This is a genomic window from Paenibacillus sp. Marseille-Q4541 (assembly GCF_018310695.1).
In the GTDB taxonomy this organism is placed as follows: domain Bacteria; phylum Bacillota; class Bacilli; order Paenibacillales; family Paenibacillaceae; genus Paenibacillus.
In genome coordinates this window covers 93,314-110,519 of record NZ_JAGXCY010000011.1, presented here as the reverse complement: position 1 = coordinate 110,519, position 17,206 = coordinate 93,314, and the positions used below count along the sequence as shown (strand labels likewise).

Sequence of the window (17,206 nt, the reverse complement as noted above, 5' to 3'; positions counted from 1 at the left end):
AAGCTGTTCACCTCTATTCTTCTATATATCGCAAAGTTTCTAGTACATGTACATATTCCTCTGTTATCTCTTCACCATCAATTAGAATATCACCAATGATCTCCATAGAAACTTCGTTAATTTCTTCTATAAGTAAAGCAGGCATAGAGCCGACCTGATTAGCGATAGCTTGTAGTGCGGCAGAACCTTTGTTTTCCCTTAGTGTATAAAGAGCTTCCAGGTGGTATGGTTTCAAGCGTTCAACGAATTCCTGCCACTCTTCATCTAAATCGTTTGTTTCCCACATGATAAGCGGGTCCTGTCCTTTTTCACGAATATCAGGAGTACTTTTCGTGCTAACAGTCTGACCGCTATCACTCTCATCCCTGTAATGATGGTTAGATAAGTCTACCTCATCAACATTAGATCTTGACGATAATCCGTTCTCTTCCGCACGGTTAAAACCAATATCAGCTATAGCATCAAAGTCCATTTCTGTTTGTATCGTTTGTAAATCTTGGACCTTTGATCTACTTTTTTGTTTTTCCCCATCTTTGTAGGTCCGCAGATTCGATGTAACTTCTACCTTCGCAGGATCACCGTGACTCTCTTCCCCTGAAGGAGCTTCCGTCATTTCATAATCCGTCATCAGCATATCACGAACTTCTTCCGACTCTTCCTGTAAACGTCTTAACTTCTTCGTGTTAATGGTTACTGCTGGACGAGCAGCCTTGGCTGTGTTTACTTCGCGTTCTTTTATTTCTTTTGTTAAATAGCGAGATATTAGCTCCTCTACCTCGGATTCTAGTTGTACTCCGCGAAGTCGCCCCTTAAAACCGGCAAATTCACGCAGCTTATTTTCCGTAAAACGAACAAGCTGCGTTAAATAAGCGCGGAGTGGAGCATACTCGCTGATCGGAGTCACCTTAACTTCCATGTGTCGTCCGTAAAAATCATGATCATATACTGCACTGCGGAACAACGCTCTCTTTCTTGTTACTATCTGAGGCTGGAATCTATCTATCAAGCGTGTCCCTTTCCTTTTCATCCAGTAACGGTCGACTAAAGCAATCACCTTAGGTGCATAAGATTTCATATCTTTACGGCCTTGTTCCTTGAAAAATCGGCTTTGTTCTGCATCGTAATCAATCAGCATAAACAGCAAATCCCATGTCAAAAGAACGGGATCAGCTGTAAACCTGCGCATCCACTCTCGCTCTTTCAACTCATCAGACATCTTCCGCGGAAGTTTGTCCATGAGCTCTGTATATGGCATTTCAAGCCCATGTACAAGACAGAAATCATATAACCATTCACGCATATAAACATCGATTTTTTTCTCTCGCTGTCCATAACCAAACCAGACTTCATCGAGCAAGGCGAGCCCTTCCTCAGGAGTAGACCAACCTACCCCATGAATCAGTTCATAAATGTATAGGAATAGATACGATAAATCAGTATCCGGATATCTGCCCAGTTTTACTTCCTTACGCCAGTAGAAATACCATTTCTTCTGAGCTGGAGACATTTGCTCATAAGTCGGCCAGTAAGCTCGGTATGAAACAAATGCCGCTTCTGAACAAGTCATGGATTCAAATTCTCTGGCTTGCTTCACAAACGTCTGCTCGCGTGTAAGGAACATAAATTGCTTCTCCCAATTGGCATCACGATCAAATGTTTGAGGAGCCACCACCCGATTTCCACTTAGCTTAGCATCTTCCTTAGGCATTTCCAGTGGTTTTACTTTATCTATATCAAAAGCAGGATCTATAGATCTGTCATATATAGGTGAAGGTGTAGTGATTCTTTTCCCTTTCTTTATCGAGAAAGAATCTTCACTAGATCCCTCATCCCAACTGTTCCAGTCTTCCACCTGCATATCATCCAGAAAATCAAGCCCGTCCCAATCCGAGTCAATCGGTACATACGAAAGATCTTGTATCTCCGTCTCGTGATCGGTGTTATTCCGAAGAGCATCTTCTCGCTTTGGTATATCCGCTTCCTTCTCTTCATCCGTCCACTCATACTCCGCAAACCGTATCTCCTTATCGGTTCGAATGGACTGTTTTGGATCTTTATTAGGTTGTTTCGTTATTCGTTCATTATCATTCGTATTATTATCCATACCGTCTGTACCTCCATCACGCTTCCATTATAACAAATCCCTTCCTATCAAAGGAGTGTTAAAATGTCTCCACTTCTGAAGGAACAGCGGATGAACTGCTCAAGGATTTATTTGCAAAACACGATATTTAAGTAACACTATCGGTCCTACCAACATCAAACCAGATCGTGTGTTCCCATATTATCATACAGATCTTTACTCAGTCTAGCTTAAGTAATGATAAAAAAACCATCAACCATTTTGAATGATTGACGGTCTATTATTGTTTATTCTGTTTTAATGTTCTCTCCTCGTTTCACATACCAGCTATAGAAATGACCTGCTGATTTTAGCGGCACATCCTTGATCTCTTGTGAAAGGGCCGGTCTATTTAATGTATGGATGGTAGCAACACCGTATAATCGTTGAACATATCCCCGAGTTACTTTTACTTCTATAATTTTGTCCCGCTTGGAGATGAACAGATGCGTCCCAAATCCACCACTTCTGAGCTGAATGAATTCCTCATCCATGACATATCTTGTGTTCCAGAAATCTAGTATACGCCACAAGTAGATCCATATAAGAAGCACGACAGAAAGAATCCACCAAGAAAGATCATATCCAAATAAGGAAGGATCAATGTAATACAGCGCGACCGTAACGATGATCCACAGCCAGCTTGGTCTAAACATTCGAATCCATAAAGACTTGCGGGGAAGTTTCTCCATTTCCTCAATCACTCTATAAGAAGGCAATAACTCAGAAATCAGGGAGTACGCTTCCTTGACAGGCAAAAAAGGATAAAGTGAATTCACTTCCTTAGAAGTATCCCCTGTTAGACTTACTGTTGTGAGCTTCACTTCAGCCAGTCCCATACACCTTTTCAAAAACGATTGTGAAATGTCAATTGCCTGCACCTTTTCTTTGGAGATAGAAAAAGTACTTTGCTCCACTAGGCCTTTGGAAATATAGATTCGATCTTCATCGGATGATATTTCATATTTACCATATTTAAGAAAAGTCGTTACAATACCAAGACCCGCTGATATCACAAGCAGACCCAGAATGACAATGGTTATTAGCCACCAAGATTGAATGACATTAGAGAAAACACTCTCCGCTTCCTCTTCGATATTAATCCAATCTTTTATAAACGAATAGATGGAACCTACGATAGGGATCAATACAAAGAAACTAAGGGAAATAAAAGAAGCCTTGAACAGTTCCTTTTTAGTTGATGTGTAGTGGATGGTTTTCTTTTTCCCGTGATCCACTTCTCCATGACTCATCAATCCTATATTTTCATGATGCTGTTCTTCTATTACATTCCCTGTTACATTCGCAGTCTGTTCATCCTGACCTAAGTTTGATTGTCCAGTCCACAATATTTCAGAGGAAGCTAAGTCTTGTGATGAGGGATCATCATGGTCTCGGACTGTTTTGCTTGTAAGACTTTGATGTAGATGCTGTTCAAGTGAGTTCGCTTCTGCTTTGGTAAGCACACGAAACACTACGGCTGCATCATCGCCTTTCATCCCGGTTTCAAATCGAATCGAAGTTACGTTAAAGATACGATGAAAATAGGAAGAATGACGCTGTACATTTTGAATTTTGGAGAATGGAATTGTTTTTTTCGTTTTTGTCAGCATTCCATGCTGGAGATGAAATGCCGCATCATCTAGCAGGTATTCACTTGTTAGCCATTTCCATAGGATGACAATGAGCGTAATAACAATTGCCGCATAGAAAGCATACCTTCCATAAGTAATGAAGTTAGAATTGGAATTGACTTGAATAATAAAGAGAAAAATGATAATAGAAATGGAACTTTTAAATACATTCCACAGTTCCAGTAGCATCGTAAGAGGATGATATCGCTGTGGTTTACTCATTCATCCACCTCTTTAATCTTAGCGAAATGCGCAATGTTATCTCTTAGCTCCAGAGCTACCTCTTTAGGCAATGCAGGAATCTTATGAGAAGAACCCATCGTTTCAATATCTATGGCGTATAGATCATATTTTCGCAATAGTGGACCTTGCCTTGTAGATACAGCTTGGATCTTCGTCATTGGCACCAGTTGATTGACTTCCGTCATCGTTCCAAACTTCAGCTGCAAAAATTCAGAAGATACATCATATCTCCACCGATGATAAAGAACATACGGTCTAATAAAAATAGACCAGATGGCAACTAGAATTGAAATACCCGCGAGTCCATATAAAATCCATCCAATCCATACAACCCAAGAGAACCTGATGTCCAGATATATCAAAATGCCTAGTATAATAAAAGCGATTATATTCTCTATCGTTTCTTTGATCATCCAAACCTTTATTGCATCTTTGGATAAAAGATTTTGCGGTTCTGGAATTGGTGTATGCATCATTTCACTCCTGACCTGTCGCACAATTTGGGATTATGTAATATCTACAATGTAACAGGTATACTTTTGTATTTCAATATAGTTTTATTGTTTATCGATAAATTTATATTGATTTACGAAATCCAAAAGTTTATCATATTTTATATTACATTTGATGCTTCAAAAGGAGATTTATTCAATGTTGAAATCGAAAAAATTATTTAAAGCAGGCTCCATTCTATGCATGATTTTATTTTACCTCACAGCCCTCGTTGGTATTTTTATTGTGGGAGAACATGTAGCTCATCTGTGGTTTCAGGATAGTTCTTTTACAACCTTTCTAGGTCCTTTTGAACCGATATTCAGCTATGCTGATCTTTACTTTTATGAGGAGCCTGAACTTTACAGCAGCACCTCTTTTCTTGCTCTGTCCTTTGCTTCCGGTATCTTATCCATTGGAACGGCGCTTCTTTTTCTCTGGTATTTGAGCAAATTTCTTAAGAACCTTAATAAGGACGGTTTATTCATGAAAGAGAATGTACCCATCCTTTATAAACTAGGTATGGTTAATCTGATCCTCGGAACCGCATTTGTTTATCTTGATGGCTATCTATTGAAACAAGCTTTACAAGAACTCGAGATTGTCAATGCGGATATGGTATTCACGGACTTCTCGTATTGGGATAGCCTTATAAGCGGATTCATACTTATCCTATTTGCCTCCGCTCTAAAAAGTGCCGTCCACGCTGTCGAAGAAAACAAAAATACAATCTAATGGTAAGTAGGCGATCACAATGATACGTGTTAAGTTAGATGTAGTCATGGCTGAACGAAAAATGTCTCTAAATCAACTTTCTCAGTTGGTTGGTATTACTCCGGCGAATTTATCGATTCTCAAAAATGAGAATGGGAAGGCCATTCGTTTCACTACACTAGATGCCTTATGTAAAGCACTCGATTGTCAGCCAGGTGATATTCTGGAATATATACCAGACATAGAACAAATTCAGAAATGAAACCAGCTATATGGCTGTAAATGCAACTCAAAAATAAAAGGAGTACTTCATCATGAAGTACTCCTTTTATCACTTTATGAAGACAGTTTCGTTGTATCAAATGCAGGGTCCGGAATCATATTTTTCTGTCGATAAATCGAGAGAATCAGTCCAATCGCTGCTGAATCAATGAATTGATTACTTCCTCCGTAACCGATAAAAGGGAGCTCCATGCTAACAAAAGGTAACCATCCAAATGCCATAAATACAGGCCAAATAAACCTCAAACTAAAAAAGAATACTACAACATAAACAAGTTGTTTTCCGTATGATTCTTGGATCTGAAATAGTAATTGAGCTACATATGCAAGAAACAAACCAATTAGAATGATGGTAATTAAACCAAAACTCCATCCAAAACAATAGATCAAATAAGGAAATAGAGAATCACTCTGTACATGGAGGAGATTAGGATTATTAGATGCAAATCCATGCCCAAACCAACCCGCCGAACGAATGACTTCCATCGTTTTCATCTGAAGGTAGGCGATCTCTCCTACTGGATCAAGATAAGTCAGGAATCTTTCCTTAAGTGTATTCAGATGAGGAATCATAAAATAAAACATAGCCAAGCTTGAAATCACCGTGAATACGATAAACTGCTTAGCATTCTTTTTGGTTAGCCACGTTATCATAATAAACCCAGCCAAGTACATTCCGCCGTAAAGAACAGAATTTCCTATGTAAGTGAATAACGAGAGAGGGATAACTCCTCTGTAACCAAGTTGGAATATGATGCCCTTCCATCCCATCTGCTTTATTGGCTTCATTCCTGCTAGGGCCAGCAAGAGCAATAATACAGAAACATATAGCATATTTATACTAATAGGACCTAATGCCAGGAAACCTTTTACACCATTAATCATTTCTCCTTGTGATAGCACTACAACATTCATGAATAATACGACCAGAAAAATATCATTGGAGTACTTTTGAAGCTTAATATAATCGAAGAAATAAAAACCAATAAGAAATAAGAAACTTATCACCATCTGAGTTGATTTTCTTGGTATAAGATCACTTATCATAGATGAACCAGAGACTTGAATGCTGCTTGCACCCAGAACCCCAATCAACGAAATGAATACTACAAGGAGTAGCAGTTTCCAATTGAGCAACGGTTTATGCGTGTCATTCAGACTTCTGCCTATAAGATCTGGAGATCCCATTTCATCGATAGCAGTCAGTGCCGAGGTTGCCTGAGAATTCCCTGAGAGTTGTAGTACTTCCATCCGCTCTTCAATATGATTCTTTAACTCCTCACGAATCTCTGGCCGCATCTTCTTTGCCTTGATATGACTACATACTTGATCCAAAAAATCATTAACTACTTCATTAGCATCACGGTTGTGCACGTTATCCTCCCTCCCCAATCACAGTATCTACTGCGGTACGGAACCGAACCCATTCTTTTGTCTTTTCCTGCAGTTGACTCTTACCCTCGTCTGTAATCTGATAATATTTGCGTTTACGACCATCCTGCTGACTCCAATAAGAGTTCAGTAAGCCTTCTGACTCGAGTGTGTGAAGTATGGGGTACAATGTGCCCTCTTTCATCACAAACACCTGATCAGACTTCTTCTCAATTTCTTTAATTAATTCATAACCATACATCTCTCGTTCATTTAATACGGTCAGCAATAAAATTACTGTGCTCCCTTTAAGGAGTTCCTTGTTCACAGACAAATTGCCATCTCCTTATCTCTATACATCGGATATCTATGTATCGTTTATCTATGTATAATGTAATACAAATTTTACCTTTAATCAAGAAAAAATACCCAGTAATGTAGATACCAGGTATTTTGTAACAACGAATCGCCTCCAATAAATAACATTGAATAGTATTGTCGATTTTGCTTCTGAAAAATAAGCTTATGTACAAAAAAAAGCGACCGGAACGGTACCGATCGCTTTTCATCTAGTATAGACTATGTTTATTTCATTTTCCGGTATATCTTCTCATCTTCATCAACAGCCTCATAATAACGAGTATGCTCATTGAAGAGCATCGATTCTTTATCTCCAAGGACCAATAACCCAAGCGGGGCTAGACTCTCATGAAAAAGAGTATGAACTCTGCTTTGTAAAAGCTTGTTGAAATAAATCATCACATTGCGGCAAAAAATAACATTGAATTCATTAAACGATTGGTCTGTCACTAAATTATGACGAGCAAACACAATATTTTTCATTAAGTCGGATTGAAATTTAACGGAATCATGCCTCGCTGTGTAATAATCGGAGAACTCTTTCGTTCCTCCTGCTTGTATATAGTTCTGCGTGTAGAGCTTCATATTTCGTAATGGAAAGATACCGTCTTGCGCCTTTTCTAAAGCTGCTTCATCTATATCGGTTGCATAGATTCGGGCTCTATCATAGAGCCCTTCCTCTTTCAGTAAGATCGCCATCGATAATACTTCTTCTCCAGTAGAACAACCCGCATGCCATATTCGAATATGGGGGTAAGTCTTCAAATAAGGAACTATTCTTTTTCGAAATGCGAGAAACATCGAAGGATCTCTAAACATCTCGGTTACATTCACGAAAAAGAAAGGGAGTAATTGTTGCATCCGTTCTGGGTGATGGATCACTTGTGCAATTAATGTAGATATTGATTCTTCACCTAAGGAATTCATTCCATGGCGGATTCTACGCGCTATCGAATCATAAGCATAATTTCGAAAATCATAACCGTACATTCGATAGATCGCTTGTAAAAGTAATTCGATCTCAACTTTCTCTCTCTCAAGCGAATTATGAACGAAAGGAGAATTTTTAATATTGTCATTCACGTTTGAGAACATTGCTTCCTCCTCTATGTGTATAGCCATACTTTCAGTAGGGAAAGCAGTTTCTCTACATCAATTGGTTTGCTAATATAATCGGAAGCACCTGCATCAATACAACGTTGACGGTCTTCTTTCATTGCTTTTGCGGTGAGAGCAATAATCGGAAGCGAATGGAATTCCTCCATAGAACGAATCGCCCTCATCGTCTCATAACCGTCCATTTCCGGCATCATAATATCGGTGAGTATCAGATCAAAATTCGGATCTTGTTTCAGTACTTCCAAAGCTTCCCGGCCGTTTTCCGCAAAAGTGACACTTAAATTGTATGATTCAAGTACACTCACAAGTGAGAAAATATTACGAATATCATCTTCAATAAGTAGAATTCGTTTTCCTTCTAATGCATCTTCATTATTATATAATTTTTTCAGAATATTGCGGCGATCTTCCGGCAAATTAGCTTCAACCCGGTGCAAGAACAAAGCAGTTTCATCAAATAGACGTTCTTGTGATTTTACATTTTTCACAATAATGCTCTCTGCATATTTTTTAAGTTCAATTTCTTCTCTCATGTCTAATTCTTTACCCGTATAGATAATAATCGGCAGCTGTTTCAAATTTTCATTCCGGCGAATTTGGTCAAGCAGATCAAAACCTGAAATATCGGATAGTCCCAAATCCATAACCATACAATCAAAATGCTCTCTGTCCAGCTCTCTCAAAGCTTCTGCCCCAGTCGATACCGCAGTGATAGCAACATCGTCATGTCCAATCAGTTCAACCATACTTTCCCTGAGCACATCATCATCTTCAATAATAAGCAGGCGTTTTAGATCCCGATTAATAAACGATTCAATCTGACTCAGAGCGTCTTCGATCTGGTCTTTGTTTACTGGTTTTTTCAGATAAGCCATTGCCCCCATTGTTAGGCCTTGCTTAGACTCATCAACTACCGATATGATGTGGACCGGTATATGGCGGAGTTCAGGATGTTGTTTTATTCTTTCCAGAATCGTCCAACCGTCTATAACAGGGAGCTGAATGTCTAACATAATGGCATCTGGTTTATAAGCATGTGCAAGAGCTAGCCCCTTATCTCCCTGCAATGCTACAATCCCTTTGAAATTGCGGGAACGCGCGATATCCAGCATAATTTCAGCGAAATTCTCATCATCTTCAATAATCAGAATGACTCGATCTCCTGGCGCAAGATGATGACGGTCGTCTTTCAAATCCTCATCGCTCAGTAAATCCGGATTGGAAATTTCAATATGAGGAACCAGCACATTTTCCGAAACCTTACTTTCCACCTGCACCGTATCTGACACAGCAATCTCCTGTGAAGTAACATGGCCTGCAGTCTGTAATTCTGGAACATACAAAGTGAATGTGCTCCCCTTGCCTTCCACACTATCGAATTCGATATAACCACCGATCAAGGAAGCGAGTTCTCTGCTAATGGTCAGACCGAGACCCGTGCCACCATATTTGCGGCTCGTTGATCCATCCGCCTGTTGAAACGCTTCGAAAATGGTGTCTCTTTTATCAAGTGGAATCCCAATTCCCGTGTCCTCAACAGTGAACGTAATCATATTACTTTGGGTGGAATGCTCAACAAAAGGAATTGTGTGATGGGTACGGCTCAAACTTAAAGTTACTGAACCGTTGCTAGTAAATTTAATCGCATTGGATAATAAGTTTTTTAATATCTGCTGTAAACGATGCGAATCAGTAATGATCGAATCAGGAAGATTTTCTTCCATATGAATATGGAATTCAATTTGCTTCTTAAGCGCCACAGGCTGGAAACTACGCCATAAGGTTTCTTTCAGATCGTCAAGAAGTACGGGTTCCATTTCTACTTTCATTTGACCAGCCTCAACTTTGGATAGATCAAGAATATCGTCAATGAGACGAAGCAGATCATTACCTGAGGAATGAATCGTCCGAGAAAAATCAACTTGTTTCGTCGTCAAATTCCCTTCCTTGTTGCTCATCAAAATTTCAGATAAAATAAGCAAACTATTAAGCGGTGTTCTCAGTTCATGTGACATATTGGCAAGGAATTCGGACTTATACTTGGAAGCTGTAATTAAATCCGAAGCCTGTTTCTCCAAAACATAATTTTGCTTCTCTATTTGTTCCTTAATTTCTTCGATTTTGCGCATATGTGCTTCTACTTGCTCTGTACGTTGTGTCAGATCCAGGTTATTTTGCTCCAGTTCTTCTTGCTGGCGTTGTAAACGTTCTTCTGAGCGCTTCAAGGAATCATTGGACGCCTTCATCTCATCTTGTTGTGAAATGAGCTCCTCTGACTGGGTCTTCAGTTCTTCAGTTTGAACTTGGAGTTCCTCTGACATCACCTGAGATTCCTCTAGTAGACGTTTCACTTCCATTTGAGATAGCACACTGTTAATGGCAATTCCTATCGTACTTCTGATCTGATCTACAAGTTTCAGTTGAAGATCAGAAAATGGATGTAACGAAGCGAATTCGATCACACCCTGAACTTCACCTTTGTACTCAATCGGGATGATCAAAATACTATTTGGCGCGGAATATCCAAGTCCAGTTGCAATTCTGACATGATCGTCAGGAACCGAATCCAGCGTTATTATTCTCTTCTCAAGAGCTGCTTGTCCTACTAACCCTTCACCCATCTGGAATTGTTCCGTACCCGCTTCTGGTCCAGAAGCTGCATAGGATGCAGTCTTTATTAAGTAATTCCCTGAACGAAGATAGAAGACCCCATAGGATGCCTCTAACAAGTGAGCAATTTTTGTTGTGAAAGCATGCGAAAGATCTGATAATTCAGATGCTCCCTGATAAGATACAGCTACTTCCCCAATGCTTGTCTGCAGCCAGTTTTCGTTCTCATGGCGTTCGAGCAATCGATTGGTTGCCTCACCCAGATCCCTTATCTCGTCTTTGCTTTTTACATTGATCCGTTTTGACTTTTGACTTCCTTCTGAAGAAGCAATATCCGTTATAGCGGATATAACTTGTTTAATAGTTTGTACAATCGATCTGGAGATGAAAGTAGACAACACTACAGATAGAACGATCAAAATAAATAAAGCTACGTATAGTACGATTCTAAATTCCGCATTCTTTTGATCTAAATCAGCTATACGAATCTTGGTTAGGTTTTTTTCTGTATTTCGAAAATCATCAAGTTGTAGCCGTAATTGATCTATTATTTGCTTACCTGGATCTGCTTCGTAAAATGCAATAACCTCTTGATTCTGGTTTTGTCTCTTCATTGTGATCACAGGTTGCCCAGCAGTCTCAATCCATTCTTTAATATTCTCTCTAATCTTATTGAGCTCATCTTGTTGACTTGGATTATCTGTGATCAGCTCATACAAATTTTTGTAATCTGATTCCCATGCAGACCTAGCCGATTCATATGGAATTAAATACTTCTCATCGCCTGTTAATGCAAACCCTCTTTGACCTGTTTCCATATCCAGCACGTTCTTCTCAATCTTATTGGTCAGATTATGTACCTCAATGTCATGATCAACAATAAAATTCATTTCGTATTGCATCGATGAAATCCGGTTGGCCAATAAAAAAATAGAGGTACCGAGGCATACGAGTATAATGAAATAACCAATCATAATTTTAGCGCCGATTGTAAATTTCGGTTTGTTAAACATCTTTCACTTCTCCTCCGTTTAATAAAGCGTTCTTACATAGTTCCAATAAAGTAAAAGAAATCTTACATACGGATCGCAAACAAACTCACAAAAAAAAGAATCCAAGAAATGTGTAAGGATTCTTCCTGTTAGAATAGAGAGACTTGAACGAATATTTTATATGACTACTAATTATTTTCTTCCTAACCACGCATTGTCATGTTGCCTCTCTTTTTAGTCTACTTTAAAAATTACCGTTATGTCTATATTTCTATAATGTTATCCTGCGGTTTAGATTCCCACCTCTGTTTAATTAGCCCGCTAACAATATAGGATATAACAATCGCTAAAGTGTAAGCAACTAGATCGGACACACCGAAGAAGCCATGACCTAAGATCAACTGGAGAAAAGCATCTTCACGAAGCATATTGATCCACGGTGCATGATATAACTGAGAGAACTCTATTACATAACAAAACAATAAAGGTATCCATAGTTTATAAAGACGGGGAACATGTAAGAAAACAAATGAGAACAAAAAGAAAATGAGTACAGCCCATAAAAAATCACCGATAAATGGTATTGAACGAAAAGTTAATCCTAACATAATAATTAGGATACAAGTCATTCCAATGATGATTCTTTTCATATGAAATGCCCCCCTCTATTCAATGATATAGAACGATATCTATCAAAAAAGTTGATATACCATTAAAACAAAAAAAAGAACCCTATATTCAGGATTCTCACATCATACCCTACTGATTACTTATTATAAAGAGCGTCTATCGCCATTTGCTCCATTTCTTTGGAACCAGAAAGCAGGGCATATTCCGCAATATCAATTGGATAACTGGCAACCAGTTCTATAATATGTTCCTTCATTAAAGCCCAGGTATAACCACCCGCTTCTTTATAATGCTTAATAAGCCTCTCAAGATCTTTCTCTCCAAAAGCCTTGTAATGAAAAATAAAGTCCCTTGAACAGTCCGTTACTTTCACTTCTGTCCAATCGATCAGACCTGTCACTTCTGCTTGAGCATTAATCAATGTATGACCAGCATGAATATCTCCATGAATAAGCCCTGTTTCTAACGGCCACATCTCTTTGTTATTAATCCAAGCTTGCCATCTATTCCAGAGCGAATCGACTACTCCGTATTGTTTCTTAACCACGTCCATTCGTTCCGCCATAAGTGACCTAACTTCTTCCGAAGTATGCACTGCCAACCCGGCTCCTGCCGCTTCTGTTCTGGGTATCTTGTGAAGTTTCGCTAGGATATGTCCTAGCGACCTATGATAGGCGTCTGGAACATGCTTTTCATCCATTTCCCAAATATAATCATGAATATGATGGTCAATGGTTCCAGCTGGTGTGCCCGACAGCTTTCGATATGCGATAAGATCATTCTCATAGACGGACCAGTTCGGAATCTCAAAATTCAGGTTTATGGATTGAAGGAGATCTAACGCTCTTTTCTCTACAACCGTTCTTGGCATGACGTCATCTCGTCTTGGAATCCGAAGCACCCATTCATTCCCTTGTTCATCCTGCCCGTATACGACTTGAAAATCCATCCCTGATTCATTAAATTTTAAAGTTTCGCGCTTCACTCGAATACCGTGCTTCTTAGCCAGTTCTTCGATTTGGATTCTTTTTCCATCTATACTTTCATTCACAGCAATCACTCCTTTACTACCCCTTACCCTTATTTTAAATATTGCTACTCATAAGGGAAAGGTAGAGACTTTTCTTAAAATAAACCTTACCAGACAGCCTCTTTCAGTAATGCGGAAGTATATGGATGAGTAATTCATCTTAGCTTTTCATAGAGAGGTTCGCTACAACGGGATAATGGTCGGATGGATACCGTCCTTCAAATGATCGTCTATCGACGAGCACGGAATGAACATCCCAATCTTGGCTCACGAAAATATAATCAATAAGTTCTCCATCTGTTCCTCCCTTGAAATCATGGAACGTGCCTCCGATATTTTCTTTACTGTGGGTTGAAAGGAACGTATCTTTTAACTGCGACCGCTCACCTGATAGATCTAGTTCTCCTCTCAAAAATTGAATGGTTTGATCATCAGGTGTACTGTTGAAATCTCCTGTTAAGATGATTGGAAGATACTTACCTTCCTGTTGCTGTTGAATCTCTTTCGTCAGAAGCTTCGCTCCTTGCATTCTTGCCTCATGACTAAGGTGATCCAAATGCGTATTGTAAAAAACAAATTCCGATCCCGTGTCCTTTTCACGAAAATGAACCCACGTACAAATCCGCGGACAACCACTATTCCAGCTGATAGATCCCGCTTGATCAGGGCTTTCAGACAACCAGAACTGTCCATCCTCTAGTGCTTCGAGCAGCAACGTGTTATACAAAACGGCACAATGCTCATCCTTTTCCCCACCCAATCTGCCGCTGCCCAGCCAAGCATATCCAGGTAAGTTGCTTTGAAGTTGATTTAGCATTTCATATAGCCCTTCTTGCGTACCAATGACGGATGCCTTATGGGATGAGATCACTTCCGCTACCTGGTTAACTCGATTTGGCCAGCTGTTGACTCCATCCCGTGGTTCGTTATACCGAAGGTTAAATGTCATCATTGTATGATTCATAAGTTAGCACCTCTATCTTAAGTTTGATCATCCAAAAAAATTTTAGCTGTAGCTACGTATAAATTGTCCGATTCTTCTTGCAGCTTCCTCTAAACGCTGCTGATCCTGTACAAGTGCAATACGTACATAACCTTCGCCTTCCGTACCGAACGCATCTCCAGGAATGACAGCTACCCCGCTATGGAGCAGTAGTTCCCTAGCAAAAGAACGCGAGTTCCATCGATTCGGTTGTTCACGAAATGGCCCCGGAAGTGCCGCCCATAAAAACATCGTTGCGCAAGGTTTCGGAATCTCCCAACCTTCATTAGCAAGAGAATCAATGAACACATTACGGCGTGCTTCGTATAGAGGGGCAACACCAACATAATCTTCTCCCTCGGATATGGCATGTTCTAAAGCCGTGATTGCCGCTTGTTGAACCGGTTCAAAAACGCCGTAATCGATATTTCCTTTTAAATCTCTTAGAGACTGAATAGCCTGTTCATTACCAACAAGGAAACCAATTCGGCAGCCTGCCATATTGAAACTTTTGGAGAAGGAATGGAACTCAACAGCGATGTCCATGGCTCCCGGTACACTTAAAATGCTCATCGGCTCATAACCATCAAACCCCATCTCCGAATAAGCCATATCGTGCACAATGAGTACATTCCACTTCTTCGCTTTGGCTATTAACTTCTCAAAGTAATGCTGATCTGCTGGGGCTGCAATGGGGTTGCCAGGAAAGCTTAGCAAAATAAATACAGCCTCATCCCATATTTCATCAGGAATAGATTCAAGGTCCGGCATAAAATCATTTTGTTCCCTAAGCGGAATTTCAAAGGGTCTTACCCCTGCAATAGCGAGTGAACCAGCATAAATGGGATACCCAGGGTTTGGAACCATAGCGAGATCCCCTGGATTACAGATTGCCTGAGCCAGATGAGCGAGTCCATCTTGTGAACCCATCAAGGATACGATTTCCGTATTCGGATTAACCTTTACCTGAAAGCGGTGGGACATCCACTTCGCTGCACTGTTTAGAAATGATTCACTTCCGCTTGATTTGGGGTAAGCGTAGTTCTCCTCTTTCAGGACTTCCCTGCTTAACGACTCTCGTATGATGAGAGACGGTCCTTGGTCAGGACTGCCTATACCTAAGTCAATAATATCCTTACCCTTTGTCTTTGCTTCCTCTTTCCAGCTTGCCACTTCTGCAAAAATGGATGAACCTAGATGGTCCAATTTTGTAGCGCGCCATGTGCGGTGAGTATGTTCAGTATGTATCGTCATGAGGACTCCACCTTTTATTTTTTTCCAATTATAACATGCAAAAAAGAGCCGGAGGTAAAATCATACAATTCCTCTGACTCTTACTATATCCTTACAACTCAAAATCTTCTATTCCCAAAAAATATGATGATTGCCTTTCAGCCTAGCGAGACCCTCTACAAAAAAATAATCCCCGTAGATTAAAGGAACATCTACATTTTGCTGATGAGGATAATGACTTGTACCGTGCATAATCAAACCTTCTTCCTCAGGATGATCAAATGTACTATAGCTGGTATAGAGTGACTCTAAGATACGCTCACCCGCACGCTGGTAAGTTGCCCCCTCCGATTCAGGAACTAGTGTGGATAAAAGTAACAGCCCGCAAGCGGCACATGCCCCTGCTGAAGAATCTTTGAGATGCCTGGACTCCTCTGGTGCACGGAAATCCCAGGCTGGAACAGCGTCTTCCAGAAGCTGTGAAAGAAAGAAGTGAGCCGTTTGTTTGGATGCGTTCAAGTATAAGGAATTTCCCGTATGATGATATGTAAGAGCAAGACCATATAGTGCCCATGCATTACCTCGTGACCAAGCTGATTCTGGTGCATATCCTTGGCCACCGATGTATTCAGCGACTTCCCCTGTATCTGGATCAAACCGCACAATATGACGAACAGATCCATCAGGCCGGATGAAATGATCTACCACTGTATTCATATGTGCATTAGCAACATGTGCATATCTTGGATCCCCACTTTCCCGAGAAGCCCAGTAGAGTAGAGGCACATTCATAGAGCAATCAATTATAGCTAGTCCCGTGTTAGACTCTTGCGGTGTCCACGGATTCCAAGCTCTTATGTAATTTCCTTTCAAATTAAACCTTGCCATTAAATAATTCGCAGCTTTGAATGCGCGCCGACGTGATACCTCACCACCTTGTAGCTTGTAGTTAGCCAGGCTGGTCAAGGTCCACATAAATCCGATATCATGGTCTAGACGATCATAACCATCCAGTACTTTGTCCAGCTGCTCCTCACATTGTTCTGCAATGTTGCGAAATGTTTCTTCCCCGCTTCCTTCATATAGAACCCACAATAAACCTGGCCAGAATCCAGCCGTCCACCATGCAGGATCTTCAAGTACATAGGTACCCTTTTGACTCGCATGAGGGAAGTTTGCACCAATTCGCTTTGTGGTAATGAGTGCTTTTTCAACCGTTTTTTGAAAGGCAGTATCAGCCCATACTTTAGCATTTGCAGAATTCATCTGATCCTTCATCGTTTTGGTCATTTTATATTACACTCCTTCTACTCTAAATTGAACATATGAGATGAATAATGTAACCGCTCTCTTTCCCTTCTAAATTCTAACATGAATAGTGAAAAAAGGGGG

14 protein-coding genes are annotated in these 17,206 nt (G+C 40.1%); 2 read left to right on the top strand and 12 right to left on the bottom strand.

What is annotated here, in order from left to right; all coding sequences use genetic code 11:
* Positions 1–13 precede the first annotated feature (13 nt).
* From KFT32_RS13785 to KFT32_RS13775, 3 genes are all read right to left on the bottom strand, one after another.
* Positions 14–2,104, bottom strand: coding sequence for a TerB N-terminal domain-containing protein (locus KFT32_RS13785; protein WP_211747795.1), 2,091 nt, complete (start codon positions 2,102–2,104; stop codon positions 14–16).
* A 266-nt stretch (positions 2,105–2,370) separates the two neighbouring features.
* Positions 2,371–3,978 carry a PH domain-containing protein gene (locus KFT32_RS13780; RefSeq protein ID WP_211747794.1) on the bottom strand — a complete coding sequence of 536 codons (1,608 nt, stop codon included), beginning with the start codon at positions 3,976–3,978 and terminating at the stop codon, positions 2,371–2,373.
* The gene (locus tag KFT32_RS13775) at positions 3,975–4,472 is read right to left on the bottom strand and encodes a PH domain-containing protein (RefSeq protein ID WP_211747818.1); all 498 of its coding nucleotides are present in this window, start codon (positions 4,470–4,472) and stop codon (positions 3,975–3,977) included. The genes KFT32_RS13780 and KFT32_RS13775 overlap by 4 nt, the downstream gene beginning before the upstream one ends.
* Positions 4,473–4,650: 178 nt before the next feature.
* Between KFT32_RS13775 and KFT32_RS13770 the strand changes: the two genes are divergently transcribed.
* Positions 4,651–5,226 carry a DUF2975 domain-containing protein gene (locus KFT32_RS13770; protein ID WP_211747793.1) on the top strand — a complete coding sequence of 192 codons (576 nt, stop codon included), beginning with the start codon at positions 4,651–4,653 and terminating at the stop codon, positions 5,224–5,226.
* Between the two features lie 19 nt (positions 5,227–5,245).
* Complete coding sequence (locus KFT32_RS13765) at positions 5,246–5,467, top strand: helix-turn-helix domain-containing protein (RefSeq protein ID WP_211747792.1); 222 nt, start codon at positions 5,246–5,248, stop codon at positions 5,465–5,467.
* Between the two features lie 74 nt (positions 5,468–5,541).
* Here the strand turns inward: KFT32_RS13765 and KFT32_RS13760 are convergent, their stop codons facing one another.
* From KFT32_RS13760 to KFT32_RS13720, 9 genes are all read right to left on the bottom strand, one after another.
* Positions 5,542–6,861, bottom strand: coding sequence for an FtsW/RodA/SpoVE family cell cycle protein (locus KFT32_RS13760; RefSeq protein WP_211747791.1), 1,320 nt, complete (start codon positions 6,859–6,861; stop codon positions 5,542–5,544).
* 1 nt (position 6,862) lies between these two features.
* Complete coding sequence (locus KFT32_RS13755) at positions 6,863–7,192, bottom strand: PadR family transcriptional regulator (protein WP_211747790.1); 330 nt, start codon at positions 7,190–7,192, stop codon at positions 6,863–6,865.
* Between the two features lie 251 nt (positions 7,193–7,443).
* Positions 7,444–8,313, bottom strand: coding sequence for a CheR family methyltransferase (locus KFT32_RS13750; RefSeq protein WP_211747789.1), 870 nt, complete (start codon positions 8,311–8,313; stop codon positions 7,444–7,446).
* Positions 8,314–8,324: 11 nt separating this feature from the next.
* The gene (locus KFT32_RS13745) at positions 8,325–11,960 is read right to left on the bottom strand and encodes a response regulator (RefSeq protein ID WP_211747788.1); all 3,636 of its coding nucleotides are present in this window, start codon (positions 11,958–11,960) and stop codon (positions 8,325–8,327) included.
* Positions 11,961–12,202: 242 nt separating this feature from the next.
* Positions 12,203–12,589 carry a ribosomal maturation YjgA family protein gene (locus KFT32_RS13740; RefSeq protein ID WP_211747787.1) on the bottom strand — a complete coding sequence of 129 codons (387 nt, stop codon included), beginning with the start codon at positions 12,587–12,589 and terminating at the stop codon, positions 12,203–12,205.
* A 116-nt stretch (positions 12,590–12,705) separates the two neighbouring features.
* Complete coding sequence (locus KFT32_RS13735; protein ID WP_211747817.1) at positions 12,706–13,608, bottom strand: macrolide 2'-phosphotransferase; 903 nt, start codon at positions 13,606–13,608, stop codon at positions 12,706–12,708.
* A gap of 151 nt (positions 13,609–13,759) precedes the next feature.
* Complete coding sequence (locus KFT32_RS13730) at positions 13,760–14,563, bottom strand: endonuclease/exonuclease/phosphatase family protein (protein WP_211747786.1); 804 nt, start codon at positions 14,561–14,563, stop codon at positions 13,760–13,762.
* Between the two features lie 42 nt (positions 14,564–14,605).
* Positions 14,606–15,835, bottom strand: a complete 1,230-nt coding sequence (locus KFT32_RS13725) for an aminotransferase class I/II-fold pyridoxal phosphate-dependent enzyme (protein ID WP_211747785.1) — start codon at positions 15,833–15,835, stop codon at positions 14,606–14,608.
* Positions 15,836–15,943: 108 nt separating this feature from the next.
* Positions 15,944–17,104, bottom strand: coding sequence for a glycoside hydrolase family 88 protein (locus tag KFT32_RS13720; RefSeq protein WP_249435879.1), 1,161 nt, complete (start codon positions 17,102–17,104; stop codon positions 15,944–15,946).
* Between the last annotated feature and the right edge of the window lie 102 nt (positions 17,105–17,206).